Origin of the sequence: Pseudonocardia sp. C8, from assembly GCF_014267175.1 — a bacterium.
Lineage (GTDB): Bacteria > Actinomycetota > Actinomycetes > Mycobacteriales > Pseudonocardiaceae > Pseudonocardia.
This window is the reverse complement of record NZ_JACMTR010000002.1, coordinates 1525374-1544276: the sequence shown is the minus strand read 5'-3', so window position 1 is coordinate 1544276 and position 18903 is coordinate 1525374. Positions and strand designations below refer to the sequence as shown.

The window sequence follows — 18903 nt, the reverse complement described above, 5'->3', positions numbered from 1 at the left end:
GATTCGCGGGATAGGGTCAGTGGGTTGTGAACCAGTCCCCCGTGTTCCACGGGTCCCAATTCGAGCCATAGTCACCATGATCGGGCCGCGGACCTGATGACTCCAAGGTTCTCAACTCAGCTAGAAGTCTTTGGTCCCGCAGGATGTCGGACATGAGGTCGTTGCTCTCAATTAGTGCTGCGGATATATCTTGGAACGCCTTCAAGGGGATGGAGATTTGGTCCCCGTGGCGGAATGCATCCTCGTTGTACTCTGAATGGAGCGTGGCTTGCCTCAGAGCCTCCCGCGCTCTTGGTTTGCCAGAATTGAACCGGGTCAAGACTTCTGCCTCCGCGTGACTAACCGCCGGCCCGAGCCCTTTGTCGCTCGTAGCATGGGCCGTCGCCGATGGAGGCGCGGTGGTCGCGCTCAGATCCTGGTGAATCGTCTCACCAAGAGTCTTGTACGTCATCCGCAATGCTTCCACAACCATCCGAAATGACCGCGCCGGCATGGTGATAGCCCCGTCGGGCGAAACCGAATCGTCGGCCCGTGACTGGGCGAAACTAATTGCTTGACGTACGAGGTCCTGCTTATTGCGGTATTGCACGTGAATATCGTCGTTTCCGAGAGTGTACTGCCCCTGAACCTTGCCATCCTCAGGCATTGCAACCTCCTCAGCCGCCGGGTAGTACGAATCTCATCGCTCGGTCCTGCTCGTCCCTTGCGTGCTGACTGACTCGAACAGCGAGGAGGCGCTGTTACAAACGGCCGCAGCCGACCCTCTTCGAGGCCGGCGGGCACAGCGGTCGGGGTAGGGCTGTCGCCGATCTAGGTGTGGACCAGGGGGCCCACAGGCCGCGACGCGCCACGTCGCGGTGGCAAGCGGACACTCGATTTCCGGGACGCCGGCCAACCCAGCAAGGGCTGGCCACCCAGCGAGGGCGGACCGCCGAATGTCGCCCGGTATCGCGTAACGGAACGCGCCCGGTCTGCTCGCCCTGCGGGCGTCACCAAACCGCACCCGGCCAGAGCCGGCCCCGGGCGGCCGCCGTCACCCGTTCGAAGGGAACGTCTGTTCGATTCTGTGTTAGCGTCGTCCCGCGCCGCGGCCGGCACACCCGGGGGCGGGGGAAGCGCCCCGGCGGTGCTGTCGGCCGCGGCGACCGGGACCGGTTGCGTCGGTGAACGTGCGGGAGGAGGCCGCGTCGTGCGGGAGTCCGGGCCACCGCCCGCAGCCGCGTGGCGTCGTCCATTTACTGTGTCCTCCGTGGTGGACGCCAGCGCGGCTGGCTGAACGGGTCCCCCAGGCTGTTCGATCGCCCTGGGGGACAGCATCTGGGACCTGACCAGGGGCAAGAGCACCCCCACGGAGTACGCCGGGCACCGGCACGGACGCGGCCATGGTCTCGGACTGATTCTGCTCGCGATGATGTACGGGCCCATGGCTGTCGCTTGCCACGATCATGGGACCGGCTGAGGCGTAGTTCTGCCACGAGCATGGGACCACCTGTTTGCCAGTGATGGGACCACCTCGGCGTGGCTCCCCTCCGGTAGGTCGTGCGGCCGCTGTGGTCGACCGCATGAGCTACCGGGAGGTGTCCGTGATCGAAGTCAAGGAGATCCTGCGGCTATGGCTGGACGGCCAGTCGCTGCGGGCGGTGACCACGCTGGCCGGGGTGGACCGCAAGACGGTCCGCCGCTACGTCGAGGCCGGCAAGGCCGCCGGACTCGACCGCGACGGCGGGCCGGGCCAACTCACCGACGAGCTGCTCGGGACGGTGGTGGCCGCCGTGCGCCCGGCGCGACCGCGGGGCACCGGAACCTCCTGGGAGATCATCGCCGGTGAGCGAGAACGGATCGCCGGCTGGCTGGGCGACGGGCTGAGCTTGGTCAAGGTGCACGTGCTGCTCGAACGCCGCGGGGTGACGGTGCCGTATCGCACGCTGCACCGCTTCGCGGTCGCCGAGCTGGGATTCGGTCGCCGTCGCGCGACCGTCCCGGTGGTCGACGGCGAGCCGGGCGTGGAGGTGCAGGTCGACTTCGGACGGCTCGGGCTGATCCCGGACCCGGCCCGCGGCAACCGGCGAGTGACCCACGGGTTGATCTTCACTGCGGTCTACTCGCGGCACCTGTTCGTGTTCCCCGCCCACCGACAGACCCAGGACGAGGTGATCGCCGGGTTCGACGCCGCGTGGGCGTTCTTCGGTGGAGTGTTCGCCGTGGTCATCCCGGACAACCTGGCCCCGGTAGTGGATCGTGCGGATGCGCTGTTCCCGCGGTTCAACGACGCGTTCCGGGAGTACGCCCAGCACCGCGGGTTCGCGATCGACCCGACCCGGGTGCGACACCCGCAGGACAAGCCCCGTGTCGAGCGGGCGGTGCAGTACGTGCGCGGCAACTTCTTCGCCGGCGAACAGTTCGTCGACCTGGCCGACTGCCGGGCACGCGCCGTCCACTGGTGTACCCACGTGGCCGGCAGGAGGATCCACGGCAGCACCCGGGCGCGTCCCGGGGAGGTGTTCGCCGCCGAGGAGGCCCCGCTGCTGGGCCCGGCGCCGAGCGCGCCGTTCGCGGTCCCGAGCTTCACTCGCCCCAAGGTCGCCCGGGACCGCCACGTCGAGGTGGCCCGCGGGCTCTATTCGGTGCCCGGCGAGCTGATCGGGCAGCGGATTCTGGCCCGCGCGGACGCGAACACGGTCAAGCTCTACCACCGCGGGCAGCTGCTCAAGGTCCATCCCCGCCAAGCACCGGGACGGCGGCACACCGACCCGGCCGATCTGCCCACCGAGGTGTCCGCCTACGCGCTGCGTGATCTGGACGGGCTCGCCCGCCGGGCCGAGACCTACGGGCCGAACGTCGGCGCCTTCGCCGCCGCGGTGCTCGAGCACCCGCTGCCCTGGACGAAGATGCGGCAGGTCTACCGGCTGCTCGGGCTGGCCCGCCGCCACGGCGCTCAGGATCTGGACACGGCCTGCGCTCGGGCGCTGGAGGTCGAGGTGATCAACGTCGGGCTCATCGAGCGCATGCTCGCCCGCGGACTCCACCACCAGCAAGGCGACGACCAGCACCGCGAGGGGGCCGGCCCAGCGGCCACCGGCGATGCGGGCGCGACCGGTTCGGTGGTGCCGGCCGCGGGCCGGTTCGTCCGCGACGCCGACGAGTTCAGCACCAACTCCAGCAGCCGGCGGCCCTCATGACCAGCCGAACCCCGAAGCCAGCCACCCGCGCCGCCGGCAGCGGGGCGCCACAACGGGTGGAGGTCTCGGCCGAGCTCAAGGAGTTGATGCGCCGGCTCAAGCTCGGCCGCCTGCTCGACACCCTCCCGGAGCGCCTCGCCCTGGCCCGCACCCAGCATCTGGCCCACCACGACTTCCTGGAGATGCTGCTCGCCGACGAGGTCGGCCGCCGTGACCGCCAGGCCACCACTCTGCGCGCCGCGCGCGCCGGGCTCGACCCGAACATGGTGCTCGAAGCCTGGGACGACACCAGCCCGGTCGCCTTCGACCGACAGCTGTGGTCGGAGCTGTGCTCGCTGCGCTTCCTCACCGACGCCCACAACGCGCTGATCATGGGCCCGGTCGGGGTCGGGAAGACGTTCCTGGCCACCGCGCTCGGGCACGCCGCGGTCCGCCGCCGCTACTCGGTGCACTTCGAGCGCGCCGACAAGCTGTTCAAACGCCTGCGCGCGGCCCGCCTGGACGGCACCCACGACGACGAGCTGCGCAAGCTGCACCGCGTCGAGCTGCTCATCCTCGACGACTTCGCCCTGCACCCGCTCGGGAGCACCGACACCAGCGACTTCTACGAACTCGTCGTCGAACGCCACCGGCACGCCTCGACGATCACCACCAGCAACCGCGACCCCAGCGAGATGGTCACCATGATGGCCGATCCGCTGCTGGCCCAGTCCGCCATCGACCGGCTCCAGTCGGCCGCCTACGAGCTCGTCGTCGAGGGCGAGAGCTACCGGCAACGCCAGAAACCCGTCCCCGCCGGCCGCTCCGCGGCCGACGAAACCGCCGAGCAGAGTTGACCTCCCGACCCGCCACGGCCACCCTGCATCACACGGCCCGCGACCGCCGACGTGGTCCCTAGCTCGTGGCAGACCGGTGGTCCCTTCTTGCTGGCACGCGACACCATGGCGGCATTTCTTCGGCGAGCTGTTCGAGCCCGAGGTCCGCTACAGCGGCGCGTCCCCGGGCTATCAGCTCGGTGCCGTGATCGGTGGAGCTGCGACCCCGCTGGTCGCGGAGCTGCTTCTCGCATCAACCGGCGCGGGCTCGGAGCGATCCTCGGGTGGGAACGGTCGATCGGAGAAGCGCCAGCGTTGCCATGCCAAGCCTTGGCCTGGGCCAGCGCGGTCGGTCGCGACCGCGAACTCGATCTCCGCGCAGGCCCCCGCGCCACCGGCGCGACACCGGGCGCCCGATCGAGCAGCGACGTGCGGGCACGAACGCCGATAACCGCTCAGGAACCGTCACCGTCGACGTCGTCGAGGTTGGCCTCCTGGCAGTGCACCGAGTGCGCGTTCAGCACCTCCAGCAGCGCGCATGCAGTCGACAGACACGTGAGGGGGTCGCGCACATCGTATGCTGCCGAGAAGGCCCGAACTGTCGGCTTTGAGGCGATTGACGATCCGGAGGCGTTGCCTCTCCCCAGTAGCCACGGTCCCCGTTCTTGCCTTGATCGTTAGCCAGTGGAGGCACCCCATGGGGTGTGGCCGCACGAGGGTGACTGTGGGCTAACGATGAGCCCTCGCGCGCGATATCACGGCGCCCGGAACCACCACACCACCCGCGTCCCGCCCAACGATGCGGCGTCGAACGGAGCACCGTCGACCGTCGTGGCGGAGAATTCGAGGTCCCGGCTCCGCCGAAGCCGGCCCGCTCACTGTGTACATTTCACCTCGAGGCGTCGGCTGGCTGGTCACGGACGAACACGGCACAACCACCCCTGAGCACGGCGACCGGCACCCCTCGGACGAGCCGAGAGCCGAGGGGTGATCATTTCTGGAGGAATCCCCGCAACCAGCGGACGCCTCCGTCTGGTTGGTCCGCGATGTGCGGCAATCCGTCGGCCGTGGCGGCGAGCCGGGCCCGGTCCCGGATCCGGATCTTGCCCCGGTAGAGCGAGACCAGCCCGTGCCCGGCGAGCTCGCCCAGCGCGGTGGTGGTGCGCTCGCGGGTGGCACCTACCAGTCCGGCCAGCTGCCCGTGGGTCAGCCGGATCGGGTCGGCCTCCGATCCGGACGGGGCCGGCCCCGCCAGCGAACACAGCGTGTGCGCGACGCGCTCGACGACCGTCTTACCGACCTGATCGGCCAGCCTGTCCTCGAGTTCGGCGATGCGGGCCCCGAGCTGCTCCGCGATGCGGGTCGCGATGCGGGCATCCGACAGCAGCAGGCGGCGAACATCCGCCCGACTCATCAGACACAGGTCACCTCCCTGCATGGCTTCCGCCCAGGTGGCTCCCATCCGCAGCCCGAGCAGGTCCATCTCGCCGAACACCGAACCCGGCCCCGACAGCGCCGTGGTGACCGTCCGGCCGTCAGGAACTGTCCGGAACAGCCGGAACCTGCCGGACTTGACGATGAACAGCACGCTCACCGGGCGCGCCGGGTCGTAGACGATCTCACCCGACGGCACGGTGCGCATCGGTGCCGCCGCGGCCATCGCTTCCATCTCCTGCCGGGACAGGTCGCGGAACAGCGCGACCTCGGACAGGCAGAAATGGTCGTCGCCCACGCTCTGCCAACCTTCCGTGACATCGTCGTCACCGCGTCATCGAATCCACGGTAGCGAGCAGGTCCTCGAGGGTGGGGTTGCCCAGCGACACCACCTGCTCGCCGAGCAGGAAGGTGGGCGTGCCGACAACCCCGCCCGGCACGGTGACGGTCCGGTCGTCGTCGAGGTCGATCACTTCCACCGCCTGTCGTGGACGTAGCCGGCGTACCGCGTCCACCAGCTCGAGCGCGTACCGGCAGGTGGCGCATCTGGCCGACACGACCACTCGCAGCGCGATTGCCCTGGTCACGCGCGAGGAGTGCTGCGCCGTCACGCGTGAGCTGTGCTGCGCCGGCGCAGCGGCACCAGCACGCCCGCGACGATCACGCCGTACACGAGGTGGCCGATCAGGCTCATCATGGTGGTCGTGTTGAACATGAACAGCGGCATCCCCATCACGGCCGGCATGATCAACAGCGGACCGATCACCCACAGCACGATCCCGTAGACCGCGCCGGCCCCCAGAACGCCGCCCGTGCCGAGCGTGGCGGGCACGATCTCTGCGAACACCGCGCCGTAGAACGCCGAGATGACCAGGTGCACCAGCCAGCCCACCACCGGGCTGGACGAACCGACCATCATCGCGATCGTCGACATCATCCCCATCATCGCCATCAAGATCCCGAACACGATCCCGCCGGCCAGCCCGGCCACGACCCCCTTCCAGCCCCGAGCCACCACACCGGTGCCGGTCCACACGCTTGCCGCCATCAGAAACCTCCCGACCCTGGCCCGCCTCCTGCCGACCACGGGCCCGTGAGCATCGTCCGATCCCCGCCGGGAGTCGGTGACCTGCGTTACACAACGGCGAGGCCCACCGGTCCGGGCGAACGGTGGCGGCCACCACCGAGGACGTGGTCGCCCCGAGCGAAGATCTCGAATCAGCGCCAGCCGCACAGTGTTTGCACCAATCGTCGGCGGCGGAGGTCAGTGGGCGTGGCCGCAGCGATGAGCTAGTTGTACTGATCGGAGACGTTGGTTGAGGTCGTGTGACGACACGATCTGACTGATCTTGAACGGGGAGGACCTCCCGTGGTTGGTGTGGAGCTGTCTGACGGCACCCACCCCGACCACCGGAGGTCCTCGTGGTCCACGTTAACGCGCCACTGACCGAACGAGGCAGGCTGCGCCTGGCGCGCCTGATCGTCGATCAGCACGTGCCGGTCGCTCAGGCCGCGGCCCGGTTCCAGGTGTCCTGGCCGACCGCGAAACGCTGGGCCGACCGTTACCGCCTCGGAGGCCCGGAGGCGATGGCCGACCGCTCGAGTCGCCCGCACCACATGCCGCGGGCGACGCCGGCGCCGGTGGTGCGCCGGATCGTGCACCTGCGCTGGAAGAAGCGCCTCGGCCCGGTCCAGATCGCCGATCGGGTCGGGTGTGCTCCCTCGACCGTGCACCGGGTGCTGGTGAGCTGCCGGATCAATCGCCTTGGTCATGTCGACCGCGCGACCGGTGCGCCGGTGCGCCGCTACGAGCACCCCGCCCCGGGGGACCTGCTGCACGTGGATGTGAAGAAGCTGGGCAACATCCCCGACGGTGGTGGCTGGCGCTATGTCGGACGGGTCCAGGGCGAGCGCAACCGGGCCGCGACCCCGGGTAAGCCGCGCAACCACCACCGCGGCCCGAAGATGGGCACCTGCTTCGTGCACACCGTGCTCGATGACCACTCCCGCCTCGCCTACGCCGAGATCCACGACGACGAGACCGCCGCCACCGCCATCGAGGTCTTGGCCCACGCGGTGGCCTGGTTCGCCGCCCGCGGGGTCACCGTGCGCCGAGTGCACTCGGACAACGGGTCGGCCTACAAGTCCCACGCCTGGAAAGACGCATGCGCCGAGCTGGGCATCACCGCGAAACGGACGCGCCCCTACCTGCCCCAGACGAACGGGAAGATCGAGCGCTTCCACCGCACCCTGGCCGACGGCTGGGCCTTCGCCCGGCTCTACACCGGCGAGTCCCAGCGCCGAAAGGCGTTACCGGGATGGCTACACGAGTACAACCACCACAGGCCCCACACCGCCATCGGCGGTCTGCCTCCGATCAACAGGTTGACCAACCTGTCCGATCAGTACAGCTAGTAGAACTCGGCTTGCGCTCGCCGAATCTCGTGGCCGATGTCGTCCGGGTCCATGCGACCGCCTCTGGCCATCCACGCTAGTTAGTGCCCGCAGCTGGGCCAGAGCGCCCAACGGCATGCGGGTAGAGCCTTTGGTCGTCCCGGACTGGTCGGCGCCGGCGTATCCGCGGCCGAGCCACGCCGGGATCACGTAGTCCCGACGGCTATGGCAGCCAGCGATCGACTCGACGCAGGAGCACACCGAGTGCGCCGCGCTCGTGCCCGCCGCGGGCGATCACGGCGTTCCGGATGCTGTCCAGACCGGCGTGTAGTCGGCCACGGAACGATGGGCGCTGTTCGTGGCGGCGGGTCGTGGCCCGGCGCTTGACCCAGACCGCGCAGTCTAGGCAGATTCCGGCCTCAGGGTGCTGGCCGAGCCGGACGAGCTCGGCTTCGGCGAAGTCGCCGCCACAGCACCAGCATGCTGTCGATGGTGCGCCCTCGGGTCGGGCTGCTTCTGCGTCGGTCATCGGTGCTCCTGAGGGCCGGCCGAGGACCGGATCAGGTCGTCGGTGTTCACGGTGCCCAGGAGCCGACCGTCCGGGTCGGTCACGATCGCGTAGGTCAGGCCCTTGCCGACCAGGTGCGATCGAACCGTGTCCGCCGGTTCGTGCGGACGAAGGGTGGAGGGGCCAGCTTCCATCACCTCGGCGGCCACCGCGGCTGGGTCGACGTGGTCGAGCTGGCTGCCGCGCAGCCGGCCGAGCAGGATGCGATCGGCCGTGGTGACCAACGCGAAACTCTGCGGTGACGCCATGACCCGGGCGCGCACGTCGGCGATCGATTCGTTGGGCGCGGCGATGACGGCGTCGTTGCGCAGATCTCGGCCGATGATCGGTGCGCCGGCGTCGGTGCCCTCGACCGGCAGGTTGCGGGCGAGCCAATCGACCTTGCCCGGCATGTAGTCGTATACCTGGGTGAAGCCGAGACCGTCGAGCCGGCACGCGGCTCGTGGGCTCATGTCTCAAAGTCCGTCCCAGCAGTAGACGACGACGGGACGGGAGTGGTCGAGGTCCGCGGCGCTGGCGGCATCGAGCGTCTTGAGCGGGAAGTTCACGGCGCCTGGCAGGTGCATCTCGGCGTACTCGTCGGCCGGGAGCACCTCGACCAGCTGGGCCCCGTCTTCAAGCAACCGGCGCAGCGCCGGATAGCCGATCGTGCTCATCGCCGCACGCCGGTCGGCGACTGCGGCCACGACGTGTGTGCGGTGGCGGGGATCGTCGTTGGCTTGACCGTGTCGGCGACGACCAGCCGGGCCTCGCCGTCCCGCGCGACGGCGACCGTCGTGCGGCCCGCGCGGCACGCTCTCCGCCGGTGACCAGTGCCAGCTCGCGCCGCGACGCTCCACTCGGATTGGTCGTCCGTCACCCGGATCGACCGACTCGATCACCCCGTCCCGGCCGGTCATCAGCGGCAGGCCCAGCGCGTCGATCGCGCACATGGCGTGCACCGGTGCCACATCGTCAAGCCGCACCACGTGGGCGGTAGGAATCCCGGAGAACGGATACGCCACAGCGACGCGTGCTCAATCTGTGTGGACCAGGTCGGCCTCGTCGAGCTGGCGGAGTGCTGCCACCACATCGATGCCCTCGACCAGCCCCAGGTCGCCGCGATGTGGAGCCTGTCCGGTCGTCAAGAAGGCGCTCAGCACCGCGCGGTGCACCTGCCGGGTCGTCGCCGGCAGCCTCGCCTGCCGCGCGGCGATCCCGTCCCGCCCGGTCTCGCGCAACTCGATCCGCAGAGGTCCCTGGCTGGTGTCCACCATCAGTCCTCGTCGTCGCTGGTGATCTCGAGCAGGATCGGGCACTCCCGCCGGTCACGCGGTTGCTCACAGGTCTCCACCAAGTGGCCCAGCGCCGTCCGGATCGCCTGCAGGTCCGCGATTCGCCTATCCAGGTCCGCGATCTTCGCCGTTGCAAGTTCCCGTGCGGCCACGCAACTATCCGGGCCGCCATCGCCGAGATGCAACAGGGCTTCGGCGTCGTCGAGGGTGAAGCCGAGGTCCTGTGCCCGCTTGATGAACCGCACCAGACGCACCGCCTGCGGACGGTAGGCCCGGTAGCCCGACGCCGACCGCTCCGGCTCCGGGAGCAACCCACGGCGCTCGTAATACCGGAGCGTCTGCGGGTTCACCCGCGCTTGGGCAGCCACCTCACTCGTGCGCACACGCCCAGAATGAACCCAGTACCCGAGTACCGGGTCAAGCCCTTTCCAGCGGGACCAGCTTCATAAGACAACCCGTCGACGGCTCGTCTCACTGAACCTGACTCCGTGCAGCTCAGAGCACTGCGCAGGTGCCAACTTCAGTGAGAGAGGACAGCTCGCTCAGGGCATCCGGTGGGAGACCATCGACCCCGAGGCCAACATCGCCGCCTGTCAAGCGGCACACCGCGGCGACACCGCACCGTTGCAAGCCCTGTTAGACCGCCTGGTCAGCACACCATCGGCCGCACCCGAACTCGACGTCCCCGACCCTCGTCGAGCCGGCAGCGAGCACCCTCAGGTACCAGACCAGCCTCCCGAACCGGACCGCTGAGCCAGCTCGACGATTTCGTTCTCATCCAGCTGTGATCGATTGCGAGCACACCGCCGTCCTGACACACGGCGGCCCCGGATCTGTCGTGGTGCTGCGGCACACTCCCGGCATCCATTTCGACCGGGAATGAGGAAGCACCGATGCCCGATCCCGTCATCACCGCCGGATTCGCCCTATCCCGGCGGCTGCGGACCGCCGCCCACGCCGCGCAGTCGGCCGAGACCACCGAGTGGATCGACCGCGAACAGCAGGCCATCGACGCCCTACGGGCCCTCGCAGCCTTTCTCGCCCACCACGCCGGAAGTCCGGTCGCGCGCGCCATCACCGGCACCTTCACCGCTACCGGCGTGAATCGGGACGGCGATCGCAACGCCGCGCCGGATTCGGCCGTCTCGGTGCCCGTCCCCGCACCACGGGTGCGCGATCACGGCACGGATCCAGATCATCGGTCGCCTCGACGACCTCACCGGCCGCGAGGCTGACGAGCCTGGATCACCAAGAGGCAGGCCCGTCCGCGAGGTCGCCCGTGTTCGTCGGCGCGTCGTCGTGTTCAGAGACGCGCCGCCCCGGCGCAGGCCGCGCAGGCGGCCAAGCCCACCGGAATGGCGAGCCCCGGCGTTCGAGCGATCATGTGCACAGTCGGCGGCCGCCCCAGCGGCCATCACATCGTGTGCAACGAGCGCTGCGGCCCGACAATCTTGATATCCTCAGGCCCTCCCCCGCAGCAAACGGAAGAGACAGTGGCGAAGATTCAGACCGTCCGACTCGTCGACGACCTCACCGGAGATGAGGCCGTCGAAACCGTCCCGTTCGCCGTCGACGGTACGCATTTCGAGATCGAGCTGTCGGCTGCGAACGCGACCGCGCTTCGCGAATCGCTAGCCCCGTTCGTCGCGGCCGCCCGCGATATCTCCTCCCGCCCGGGTCACCGGGGGCGCCATGGTCCCCGGAGCAGCGGCGGCACCGCCAGCAGTACGGCCACGCGGGAACGCAATCAGGCCGTGCGGGCGTGGGCCCGCCAGAATGGCTTCACAGTCTCCGAGCGCGGCCGTATCCCCGGCGAGGTCGTGGCCGCGTATCAGTCCGCGAACCAGTCCCACGCGCCGACGCAGGATACTGCGCCGCAGTTCAGCGGCTGACCTCGCCCGAGGATGCCCGAACGCGGGCAGCACGTCGCCGCACCACGGCGAGCAGCTCGGCCGGCTACCCAGGTCGGCGAGCCACGGACCGAGTTCCGCCCGAGCGACGGTCAGCGGCAGCCCGCTCGGATCGAGCCTGTCCACCGCGGCGGCCCCGGCGATCGGGCAGGGACTCACAGCATCCCCGGCCACGGCCGCTCGCACGCTGATGGGCGGAATGGTCCCGGGCCTCGAACTGACCGTCTCGCTCAGCGCCGCCGCCGGGCTGACCGCCGTGTTCGCTCCCCTGGCCACCTACCTCTACCACCGCGACTGACCGTGGCCGGCATCCGGCATGGTCGCCGGTGCGACCCAACCGAGCCGAGCCCGCGCGAGTGGCGGGACATCTCGACACGATTCTTACGCCGCGAGTGTCCTGATCGGCGTCGCGCGTTCGTCAGTAGGTCACAGCGGGGATGGTCCCGCTGTCCATGAGCCGAGGAGTACGGATGAATCAGTATCTGCTGGCGGTCTACGAGTCCGGGGGCACGGTTGAGGGGGCTCCGGCGACTCCGGAGGAGATGCAGTCGTTCATGGCCAGGGTCGTCGCCCTGGAAGACGAGCTGGACAACGCCGGAGCATTCGTCTTCGGTGGGGCCCTGCACGGTCCGGACGCCGCGACCGTGGTCCGTGGCGGTACCGGCCTCGACAAGATCACAACGGACGGGCCGTTCACGGAGGCCAAAGAGCACATCGGCGGGTTCTACATCATCAACGCCGTCAACCTGGACGAGGCGCTGAACTGGGCGGAACGGGTCGTGGAGGCGACCAATCACGCGATCGAGGTCCGGCCGTTCCGCGCCACCGGCCGGATCCGGGATCACTGACGCCGACCAAAGGATGGCCGGATGGACGAGGTGGAGCGGGCGTTCCGGGAGGCCCACGGCCAGGCGGTGGCCACCCTGGTCCGGATCTTCGGTGATATCTCGCTGGCCGAGGACGCCGTGCAGGATGCATTCGTCACCGCCGTGGACCTCTGGCCGCGGCAGGGCATCCCGTCCAATCCGGCCGGATGGATCATCACGGCGGCGCGGAACCGGGCCATCGACATCGTGCGCCGACACCAGCGCGGTCGCGACCTGCTCGCGCAGGTCGCGACCGATCAGCTGGCCGGCTCGTCCCCGCCCGGGACGGGAGAGGATCCCTTGACCATGCGCGATGATCAGCTCCGGCTCATCTTCACCTGCTGTCACCCGGCACTGCGGGTGGAGCATCAGGTCGCCCTGACGCTGCGCTTGATTGCCGGGTTGACACCCGCGCAGGTCGCCCGCGGGTTCCTGATCAGCGAGGCGACCATGACCAAGCGCCTGGTCCGCGCCAGGTACAAGATCAAGGCCGCGGGCATCCCGTATCGAGTCCCGACCGATGCCGAGCTGCCGGCCCGCCTGCGTGTCGTGCTCGCGGTGCTGTATTTGATCTACAACGCGGGCGCGGACGACCCGCAGGACAGCGGTGAGCTTCGCCGCGAGGCGATCCGGCTGACCCGTGCCCTGGTGGCGCTGATGCCGGACGAAGCGGAGGCCTGCGGGCTGCTCGCGCTCCTGCTGCTGTGCGAGTCCCGCATCCCGGCGCGGCGGCTCGACGGTGACATCGTGCTGCTGCGCGACCAAGACCGGTCACGGTGGGACCGGGCTCTGATCACCGAAGGGCACGAGCTGGTGCTCGCCTGCCTGCGCCGCGGGCACCTGGGCCCGTTCCAGCTCCAAGCTGCGATCCACGGGCTGCACTGCGCGGCGCCTCGGTTCGAGGACACCGACTGGCCGGCCATCGTCCGCTTCTACGACCGCCTGGTCGCACTCATGCCGACGCCCGTCGTGAAGTTGAACCGGGCCATCGCCGTCGCCGAGACCGCGGGTCCCGCCGCCGCCCTGGAACTGCTCGACGGGGTGGCCGCGGAGCTCGACACTTACCACCTCCTGCACGCCTCCCGCGCCGCGATGCTGGAACGGCTCGGCCGCATAGCCGAGGCGGCCGCGGGATACCGCCGCGCCGCCCAACTGGCACCGACGGCCTGCGAAGCACGGTTCCTGTCTCGACGACAGGCCGAGCTCACCGCGCCCGACCAGCAGAACCCGAAGGAGCACCCATGAACCCAAGCTCGACGCCGGGACTGCCGGCACCTATCCAGGGAACCGACTCGATCATCACCGACAAGGCGACCGCGGAGTTGTGGCCGCTCATCGCCGACAGCATGCAACTGGTGAACTGGGCCCGCCGGTGATCTCGGTGCAGGTCCACGACCAGCCCGAGGGCGTAGGAAGCCGACGAACCGTCGAGGCGAAACTCGGCCGCAAGCAGGGCACGTTCACCGAGCGGCGCATCATCCACGACGAGACTGCACGGGTGATGGCGTTCGTGATCGAAGCCGACACCTTCGGTCTCGGCAAGCTGCTCGCCCACACCGGCAGCCTGATGCGCCTGGAGCCGCTCGACAACGGCCGGACACGGCTCACCTGGTCGTTCTTCCACGAGCCACGCAACGCGGTCGCCCGGTTGATGAACCGGCTCATGATCCTGAGACAGCAGCGTCGTAACCGCCTCCGCGCCCTCGAGTCCTTCAAGTCCTACGCCGAAACCGGAGCCGCCCGCCGGCCCCCCGCTGAGCTCGGTCCCGTGGAAGCAGCACCAGCAGGCACGACCATGGACGAACCGAGCCCGGCATGGGAAGACCGGACCGCACCGCACGCCAACCACTCTGGACCACAATGAGGACTGTCCGATGTCAGACCCCTCCGATTTCTATCTTGACGCCACAGAGTCCCTCTTGGCCGAACCCGCCGTCCGTCGCGGGACGATGATGGGTTACCCCTGCCTTCGTGCGGAGGGAGCGTTTTTCGCATCGCGCGAGAGCCGCACCGGCCACCTCATTGTCAAGCTTCCGGCCCACCGTGTCGACGAGATTGTGGAAAAGCGGCGCCGGCAAACCGTTCCGCCCCAATGGGCGAACTTTCCGCGAGTGGGTCGTCATCGAGGGCCGCAACCGCGAGCAGTGGGAGCGCGCCCTCCGCGAGGCCCTCGCCTACGTCTCACCACCGTCCCGGTCATGAGTCGAGCGCAGCACCATGAGCAGCCAAGATCGCCGCGCTCAGGGCTCACCAGAGGCCCTGGCCAGATCGAACCGGTCGGTGACGGCGCCGGTGAGCGGCCCGAACAGGGCCGGCACCACGTCGCCGACGAGCAGGAGCACGGCCACCGCGAGCGCTTGCCCGGTGGTCTCGGCCACGTAGAGCATGAGCACCACGAGGCTCAGGGGGTCGCCGAGATAGGACACGGTCCGCGCCGCCCACAGCAGCCGGAACTCCCCGATTCGTCCCCATCAGACGCAGCGCGCCCATCGGAGCACCGCCGGGCCCGGGAACCGACGCTTCCTGACCCGGCGTACGAACGACCCTCCGGCCGAAACCCGAGCCAGGGCCCCATGACCGGGCCCGCGGCTGACCGCCCGCGACCGGAACATCGCCTGACCAAGGATGACACCGCGCACCCGGCCGTCCCGGCGCGTGCACGACACGGGCCACCGCGCCGGTGCCGGACTCGTTGCGGATGGTCTGGGCTGTGTCGTCCGCCGGCCCGCGACCGGCCACGACGCGACGGCATTCCCGCTGACCGATCTCCTTACGAGACGATCTCCTTACGAGACGACTGTCGGGCCGCGGCGAGGTCGAGACGACCGTCCATATCGAGGCTGCGCTTTCCGAGGGGTGCTCGGGGCACCGGTGGCGCCGAGCAGTTCCCAGTGGCGAGGACGGGCAGGCATACCGCGCGGCGCTGGGCTTGCTAATCGCCGGAGGGGTTGGGTGGTCCCGCGCCAGGTCGACGCCGGGCACGGCGACGGGGTCAGGGCGATGATGACCGACGATCCACACAACGACGTTCGCCGACGTTCGCCGCCGGACTCCGGGGTCACAGTCCCAATGCCAAAGGGGTGGGCGCTGATCGTGACCGCTCACGCGCCACGGCACGGGGGCATCCGTCTGCGCGCCGCCCTGCGAGGCGCTGTCATGCACCCACACTGCCCCGTAGGTTCCACAGGTCGATGTGTGACTCGCGATCTACTTGGCCCGATGCCCAGTCATAACTGACGTAACGCGGACCCCTGAACAAGTACGCCTTTCCGATAAACGAGGCCTCTCCGTTCACGGCGGCATGCACGCCATTTCGAAATAACCCCATGAGATTCCATTCCGATAACGGGAACGGTCCTGCTGCGGCCTCTGTGGCCCACCGGTAGCGCACGTACTGGTCATCCCTGAAGAAGTATGCCCACTCTGCGAAAGGGCCGAAACCATTCAGGGCGGCGTCTATTCCGGAAACAAAGCCGGCCGGGAGGTTCCAGAGTTTCAGCGACGCCGCCTGGGTCGTCGCGCCGGTGGACCAGTTGTAGCTGACGTATTGATCCCCTCGGAAGAAATAGCCGTACCCCTCGTACTCTGCGCGCCCGTTGATGGCGGCGTCCACGCCACTCGAGAACGGGGCCCGGAGGTTCCATGCGGTCAATCCGGTAGGCCCGGCGATGGCGCGCCCTTCTTTCCAGCCATAACGGACGTAACGACTGTCTCGGAAGAAGTAGGCGCTCCCGCTGTACTTTCCTTTCCCGTCCAGTGCCGTATCAATGATGTAGGCCATGTGCGCTCCCCGGGATCCCCAGTCGGGTAGAAACCCCCATTACAGGATGGTAGTCCACGATGACGACAGAGCTCCGCACCGAAAACCGGAATCGCAGGACCGGAATCGGCGTCCCGGCAGGCTCCACGACGCACATCGACACGCCGTCGGGCAGGCTGATGCCGCGCGCAGCGAGTACCGACTCGCCGTCGGTGCGTATCTCGTCGACGAGTTCGGCCGAGTCGACGAACTCGTCGACGAGTGCCAACAATTCCTTGTTCCGTCCGAGTTCCAGCAGGATGGTGTGGACCATCGTCTGCATCGGACTCAGCGGCCTGGTCGGAGCACGCAGCGCTGCCTCGTGCCCGGCCACCGCGCGATCGATCCATTCGCGGTGCAGCCTGGTCATCGGCATGGTGGGCAGTCCTCCCGCTCGGGTCTACCGGCGTAGCCGCGCCGGCCGGGTCGCCAGCAACGCGTCAAGGGCGTTGATCCGGCCGTGCCCCAGAAACTGGGATCGTGGTCCGTTCGAGCTCGCGCCGGAGTAGGGCGTCGGTGGTACCCGATCAGCGGTGGCTTCGATGATGTTGCGCACCTCGTCCACCGTCAGGGTGGGGTCCGCGCAACGCAGCATCGCTGCGAGCGCGGCGACGTGCGGAACCGCGGCCGAGGTTCCGGTGAAGTCGGACAGCCAGTCACTGCGACCGAGGTCGACGAGGTTGCCGCTCCCTTGCACCATTGTCGTGGGAATATCCACGCCGGGCGCGCATACGGATAATGCTGCCCCGAAATTAGACCGAAAGTAGCGTGCGTCGCTCACATCGGTCGCGCCTACCGCGATGACCCGGGCATGGGTGGCAGGGTAGGTCACCGCACCATTGTCATTTCCTGCTGATCCGCAGACGACCACATTGTTGTTGTATGCGTTGGTCAGTGCCAGATCAGTAACCGGGTGGCCCGCCCATCGGGGCACGTTGAAGCTCATATTGAGCACGTCCGCGCCGTTGCTCACGGCGAACCCGACCAACGCACTGAACTCGGCGACCGTGACGTTGGTGAACGCCAACGGCATCACGTTCGCCCAGTACCCGGCGACCCCGCAGATTCCCTTGAGATTGTGCGTGGTCGCCGCGGCGACCCCGGCCGACATCGTGCCGTGACCGGCGGCGAAGGTGGGGGCAAGTCCATGGTCGCCGTTCTGGCTCGGCCCGCCGGCCCCGGGAGCGAACAACAGATCTGGATGGGTCAAATCGCACCCCGAGTCAAGCACGGCGATAGTGACGGAAGCTCCAGTCGGCACGTAATCAAACGCCGTGCGCCCGGGACCGTAGGCACGGATCCGGGACAGGTTCCATTGCCCACGATAGCTCGGCACGCCGGGCTGCGGCCCCGGAGGGTAGAATGTGTCGGCCGGTTCGAACGAGTACGGCGCCAGAAGCGGCATGATATCGAACAGTACGTCCTCGACACCGTGCCGGCCGCGTTCCAACAGGCTGGCGCGCACCTGGTAGGCGGAAACGGCGCGCGGTTCCACGACGGTCCAGTAGCGATATCCGGCCATGTAGCGAGAAACGCCGGTGTCTTCCCGCAGACGATCGCCAACATCGGCACCATCAGCGACGAGCAACGCGTTGGGGAGCGGGCAGTGCAGGCCACCCCGCCCCGCTACCTGCGGGTCGCAGTACACCCCGCCGATCCAGGCGAGCTGCCGGCCGAACACCCGCTCGACCTGATCGAGCCACTCGTCGTCGATCTCGGCGGCGACCGCGGAGCGCACCCAGAATCGCCGATCCGTGTGGTTGACCACCTCAGTGGGCGGCTCGCCACCTCGCGCGACACCGCTCGGCTCAAGCTCAAGGTCGAGCTCCTGCAGGCGCCGCCCGAGCTCGTCCGGCTGTCGCGGATCATGAAAGCACAGAAGTAGACGGGTAGGATCACGCCTGACGACAGTCCGGGAATCGTGGGTCAACTCGTCGGGACAACTACTCCGTATCGAATCATCACTCATGCTCACATCCGAGTGGCCACCTGACCGTTCATGTCAGTGTCTGGATGATGGACAGCCCAAGAATGCCGGTCACGGATAGTGCACGACTCGAGCAACGGCGTCCGGCAACCGGACTAGTACAGCACGACTCGTGCATCAGCGCCACATCCATATCGGTCAATGCGCCGGCCACCGCAGTCGGTCGTCGACGACAGAGCCAGCTTCCACCTGGCACCAGGCACGAGATGTACGCCGAGGTCGGCCGCCGGGTGAAGCTTCTGCAGGAACTTGCCGGACTGGACGGTCCGGTTTTGGTCGGCGAGCGGCCGGCCTATCGGGCGATGATCGACGAGCCCGGCGCTGAGGCGCCGTTGCACCGTTACGACGTGACCCGAGCGTCCGGCAGGTGTATCACCGGCTCGGATCGCTGCTCTCGGTGCTGTTGCTCGCGGCCCGCTCGGGCGAGCCGGAACTGCGCAGCTTCGGGAGCAGACTGACAGGGAGAGCACACAGGGGGCGCGGAGGCTCGCGGAGTCGGTCGCCGCGACCGGTCAGCTTCGCGTGGACCGCGATCGACAGCGTGCCCACGCCTGTGGTCATGTAACGCGGGCCGGATGAACCCCGGCACTCACCGACCCAGTCCACGATCCGCGGCGGTGGCGGACCGTACACCCGGTGAGACCGCGTCCCCGCCCGGAGGGGGACGCGCGGGGACG

Annotated in this window: 21 protein-coding genes; 9 read left to right on the top strand and 12 right to left on the bottom strand. The window is 68.7% G+C overall.

The features are described from left to right. Nucleotides 1–16: 16 nt before the first annotated feature. Nucleotides 17–646 (bottom strand): hypothetical protein, encoded by a 630-nt coding sequence (locus H7X46_RS07850; protein WP_186358769.1) that lies wholly within the window; start codon nt 644–646, stop codon nt 17–19. A 916-nt stretch (nt 647–1562) separates the two neighbouring features. On the opposite strand from H7X46_RS07850, the gene istA reads away from it, so the two are divergent. Continuing rightward, a complete protein-coding gene (gene istA, locus H7X46_RS07845; protein ID WP_186357473.1) occupies nt 1563–3179 on the top strand; it encodes an IS21 family transposase in 1617 nt (538 codons plus the stop codon). Then, complete coding sequence (locus H7X46_RS07840) at nt 3176–4015, top strand: ATP-binding protein (protein ID WP_186357474.1); 840 nt, start codon at nt 3176–3178, stop codon at nt 4013–4015. The genes istA and H7X46_RS07840 overlap by 4 nt, the downstream gene beginning before the upstream one ends. Before the next feature lie 970 nt (nt 4016–4985). Here the strand turns inward: H7X46_RS07840 and H7X46_RS07835 are convergent. The 3 genes from H7X46_RS07835 to H7X46_RS07825 are packed head-to-tail and all read right to left on the bottom strand — an operon-like array spanning nt 4986 to nt 6419. Continuing rightward, complete coding sequence (locus tag H7X46_RS07835; RefSeq protein ID WP_222131231.1) at nt 4986–5726, bottom strand: Crp/Fnr family transcriptional regulator; 741 nt, start codon at nt 5724–5726, stop codon at nt 4986–4988. Between the two features lie 28 nt (nt 5727–5754). Next, on the bottom strand, nt 5755–6039 hold the full coding sequence (locus H7X46_RS07830; protein WP_222131230.1) for a hypothetical protein: 285 nt from the start codon (nt 6037–6039) through the stop codon (nt 5755–5757). Continuing rightward, the gene (locus tag H7X46_RS07825; RefSeq protein ID WP_370588653.1) at nt 6036–6419 is read right to left on the bottom strand and encodes a hypothetical protein; all 384 of its coding nucleotides are present in this window, start codon (nt 6417–6419) and stop codon (nt 6036–6038) included. Before H7X46_RS07825 ends, H7X46_RS07830 begins: the two co-directional genes overlap by 4 nt. A 431-nt stretch (nt 6420–6850) precedes the next feature. Between H7X46_RS07825 and H7X46_RS07820 the strand changes: the two genes are divergently transcribed. Further along, nucleotides 6851–7843 carry an IS481 family transposase gene (locus H7X46_RS07820; protein ID WP_186358767.1) on the top strand — a complete coding sequence of 331 codons (993 nt, stop codon included), beginning with the start codon at nt 6851–6853 and terminating at the stop codon, nt 7841–7843. 504 nt (nt 7844–8347) lie between these two features. Here the strand turns inward: H7X46_RS07820 and H7X46_RS07815 are convergent. The 4 genes from H7X46_RS07815 to H7X46_RS07795 form a co-directional block, all read right to left on the bottom strand. Next, complete coding sequence (locus H7X46_RS07815) at nt 8348–8782, bottom strand: CBS domain-containing protein (protein ID WP_186358766.1); 435 nt, start codon at nt 8780–8782, stop codon at nt 8348–8350. A gap of 63 nt (nt 8783–8845) precedes the next feature. Beyond that, complete coding sequence (gene merB, locus H7X46_RS30560) at nt 8846–9394, bottom strand: organomercurial lyase (protein WP_222131229.1); 549 nt, start codon at nt 9392–9394, stop codon at nt 8846–8848. A gap of 12 nt (nt 9395–9406) precedes the next feature. Continuing rightward, on the bottom strand, nt 9407–9646 hold the full coding sequence (locus H7X46_RS07800) for a hypothetical protein (protein WP_186358765.1): 240 nt from the start codon (nt 9644–9646) through the stop codon (nt 9407–9409). Continuing rightward, nucleotides 9646–10047, bottom strand: coding sequence for a MerR family transcriptional regulator (locus H7X46_RS07795; RefSeq protein ID WP_186358764.1), 402 nt, complete (start codon nt 10045–10047; stop codon nt 9646–9648). The genes H7X46_RS07800 and H7X46_RS07795 overlap by 1 nt, the downstream gene beginning before the upstream one ends. Before the next feature lie 510 nt (nt 10048–10557). On the opposite strand from H7X46_RS07795, the gene H7X46_RS07790 reads away from it, so the two are divergent. The 6 genes from H7X46_RS07790 (at nt 10558) to H7X46_RS07770 (ending at nt 14304) form a co-directional block, all read left to right on the top strand. Then, on the top strand, nt 10558–10899 hold the full coding sequence (locus tag H7X46_RS07790) for a hypothetical protein (RefSeq protein WP_186358763.1): 342 nt from the start codon (nt 10558–10560) through the stop codon (nt 10897–10899). Nucleotides 10900–11157: 258 nt separating this feature from the next. Further along, a complete protein-coding gene (locus H7X46_RS07785; RefSeq protein ID WP_186358762.1) occupies nt 11158–11556 on the top strand; it encodes an Lsr2 family protein in 399 nt (132 codons plus the stop codon). A 488-nt stretch (nt 11557–12044) separates the two neighbouring features. Then, nucleotides 12045–12422, top strand: a complete 378-nt coding sequence (locus H7X46_RS07780; RefSeq protein WP_186358761.1) for a YciI family protein — start codon at nt 12045–12047, stop codon at nt 12420–12422. Nucleotides 12423–12443: 21 nt separating this feature from the next. Next, nucleotides 12444–13685 (top strand): RNA polymerase sigma factor, encoded by a 1242-nt coding sequence (locus H7X46_RS07775; protein ID WP_186358760.1) that lies wholly within the window; start codon nt 12444–12446, stop codon nt 13683–13685. Next, nucleotides 13682–13816: a hypothetical protein gene (locus H7X46_RS29455; protein WP_255426094.1), complete on the top strand. Its 135-nt coding sequence runs from the start codon at nt 13682–13684 to the stop codon at nt 13814–13816. The genes H7X46_RS07775 and H7X46_RS29455 overlap by 4 nt, the downstream gene beginning before the upstream one ends. Next, entirely contained in the window at nt 13813–14304 is a 492-nt protein-coding gene (locus tag H7X46_RS07770; RefSeq protein WP_222131228.1) for a hypothetical protein, read from the top strand. The genes H7X46_RS29455 and H7X46_RS07770 overlap by 4 nt, the downstream gene beginning before the upstream one ends. A 376-nt stretch (nt 14305–14680) precedes the next feature. On the opposite strand, the gene H7X46_RS07765 is transcribed toward H7X46_RS07770, so the two are convergent. From H7X46_RS07765 to H7X46_RS07750, 4 genes are all read right to left on the bottom strand, one after another. Beyond that, entirely contained in the window at nt 14681–14866 is a 186-nt protein-coding gene (locus tag H7X46_RS07765; RefSeq protein ID WP_186358758.1) for a hypothetical protein, read from the bottom strand. Nucleotides 14867–15594: 728 nt separating this feature from the next. Next, nucleotides 15595–16221 (bottom strand): hypothetical protein, encoded by a 627-nt coding sequence (locus H7X46_RS07760; protein ID WP_186358757.1) that lies wholly within the window; start codon nt 16219–16221, stop codon nt 15595–15597. After that, nucleotides 16205–16609: a hypothetical protein gene (locus H7X46_RS07755; RefSeq protein WP_186358756.1), complete on the bottom strand. Its 405-nt coding sequence runs from the start codon at nt 16607–16609 to the stop codon at nt 16205–16207. Before H7X46_RS07755 ends, H7X46_RS07760 begins: the two co-directional genes overlap by 17 nt. Before the next feature lie 30 nt (nt 16610–16639). After that, on the bottom strand, nt 16640–18208 hold the full coding sequence (locus H7X46_RS07750) for a S8 family serine peptidase (protein WP_186358755.1): 1569 nt from the start codon (nt 18206–18208) through the stop codon (nt 16640–16642). Between the last annotated feature and the right edge of the window lie 695 nt (nt 18209–18903).

Excerpts from the sequence above, each read along its gene's own strand:
- H7X46_RS07790 (WP_186358763.1), top strand. The coding sequence starts at position 10,558 with ATGCCCGATCCCGTCATCACCGCCGGATTCGCCCTATCCCGGCGGCTG.
- H7X46_RS07800 (WP_186358765.1), bottom strand. The coding sequence starts at position 9,646 with ATGGTGGACACCAGCCAGGGACCTCTGCGGATCGAGTTGCGCGAGACC.
- H7X46_RS07815 (WP_186358766.1), bottom strand. The coding sequence starts at position 8,782 with ATGCCGGGCAAGGTCGATTGGCTCGCCCGCAACCTGCCGGTCGAGGGC.
- H7X46_RS07850 (WP_186358769.1), bottom strand. The coding sequence starts at position 646 with ATGCCTGAGGATGGCAAGGTTCAGGGGCAGTACACTCTCGGAAACGAC.
- H7X46_RS07760 (WP_186358757.1), bottom strand. The coding sequence starts at position 16,221 with ATGGCCTACATCATTGATACGGCACTGGACGGGAAAGGAAAGTACAGC.
- H7X46_RS07840 (WP_186357474.1), top strand. The coding sequence starts at position 3,176 with ATGACCAGCCGAACCCCGAAGCCAGCCACCCGCGCCGCCGGCAGCGGG.
- H7X46_RS29455 (WP_255426094.1), top strand. The coding sequence starts at position 13,682 with ATGAACCCAAGCTCGACGCCGGGACTGCCGGCACCTATCCAGGGAACC.
- istA (WP_186357473.1), top strand. The coding sequence starts at position 1,563 with ATGAGCTACCGGGAGGTGTCCGTGATCGAAGTCAAGGAGATCCTGCGG.
- H7X46_RS07755 (WP_186358756.1), bottom strand. The coding sequence starts at position 16,609 with ATGACCAGGCTGCACCGCGAATGGATCGATCGCGCGGTGGCCGGGCAC.
- H7X46_RS07780 (WP_186358761.1), top strand. The coding sequence starts at position 12,045 with ATGAATCAGTATCTGCTGGCGGTCTACGAGTCCGGGGGCACGGTTGAG.
- H7X46_RS07775 (WP_186358760.1), top strand. The coding sequence starts at position 12,444 with ATGGACGAGGTGGAGCGGGCGTTCCGGGAGGCCCACGGCCAGGCGGTG.
- H7X46_RS07750 (WP_186358755.1), bottom strand. The coding sequence starts at position 18,208 with ATGAGTGATGATTCGATACGGAGTAGTTGTCCCGACGAGTTGACCCAC.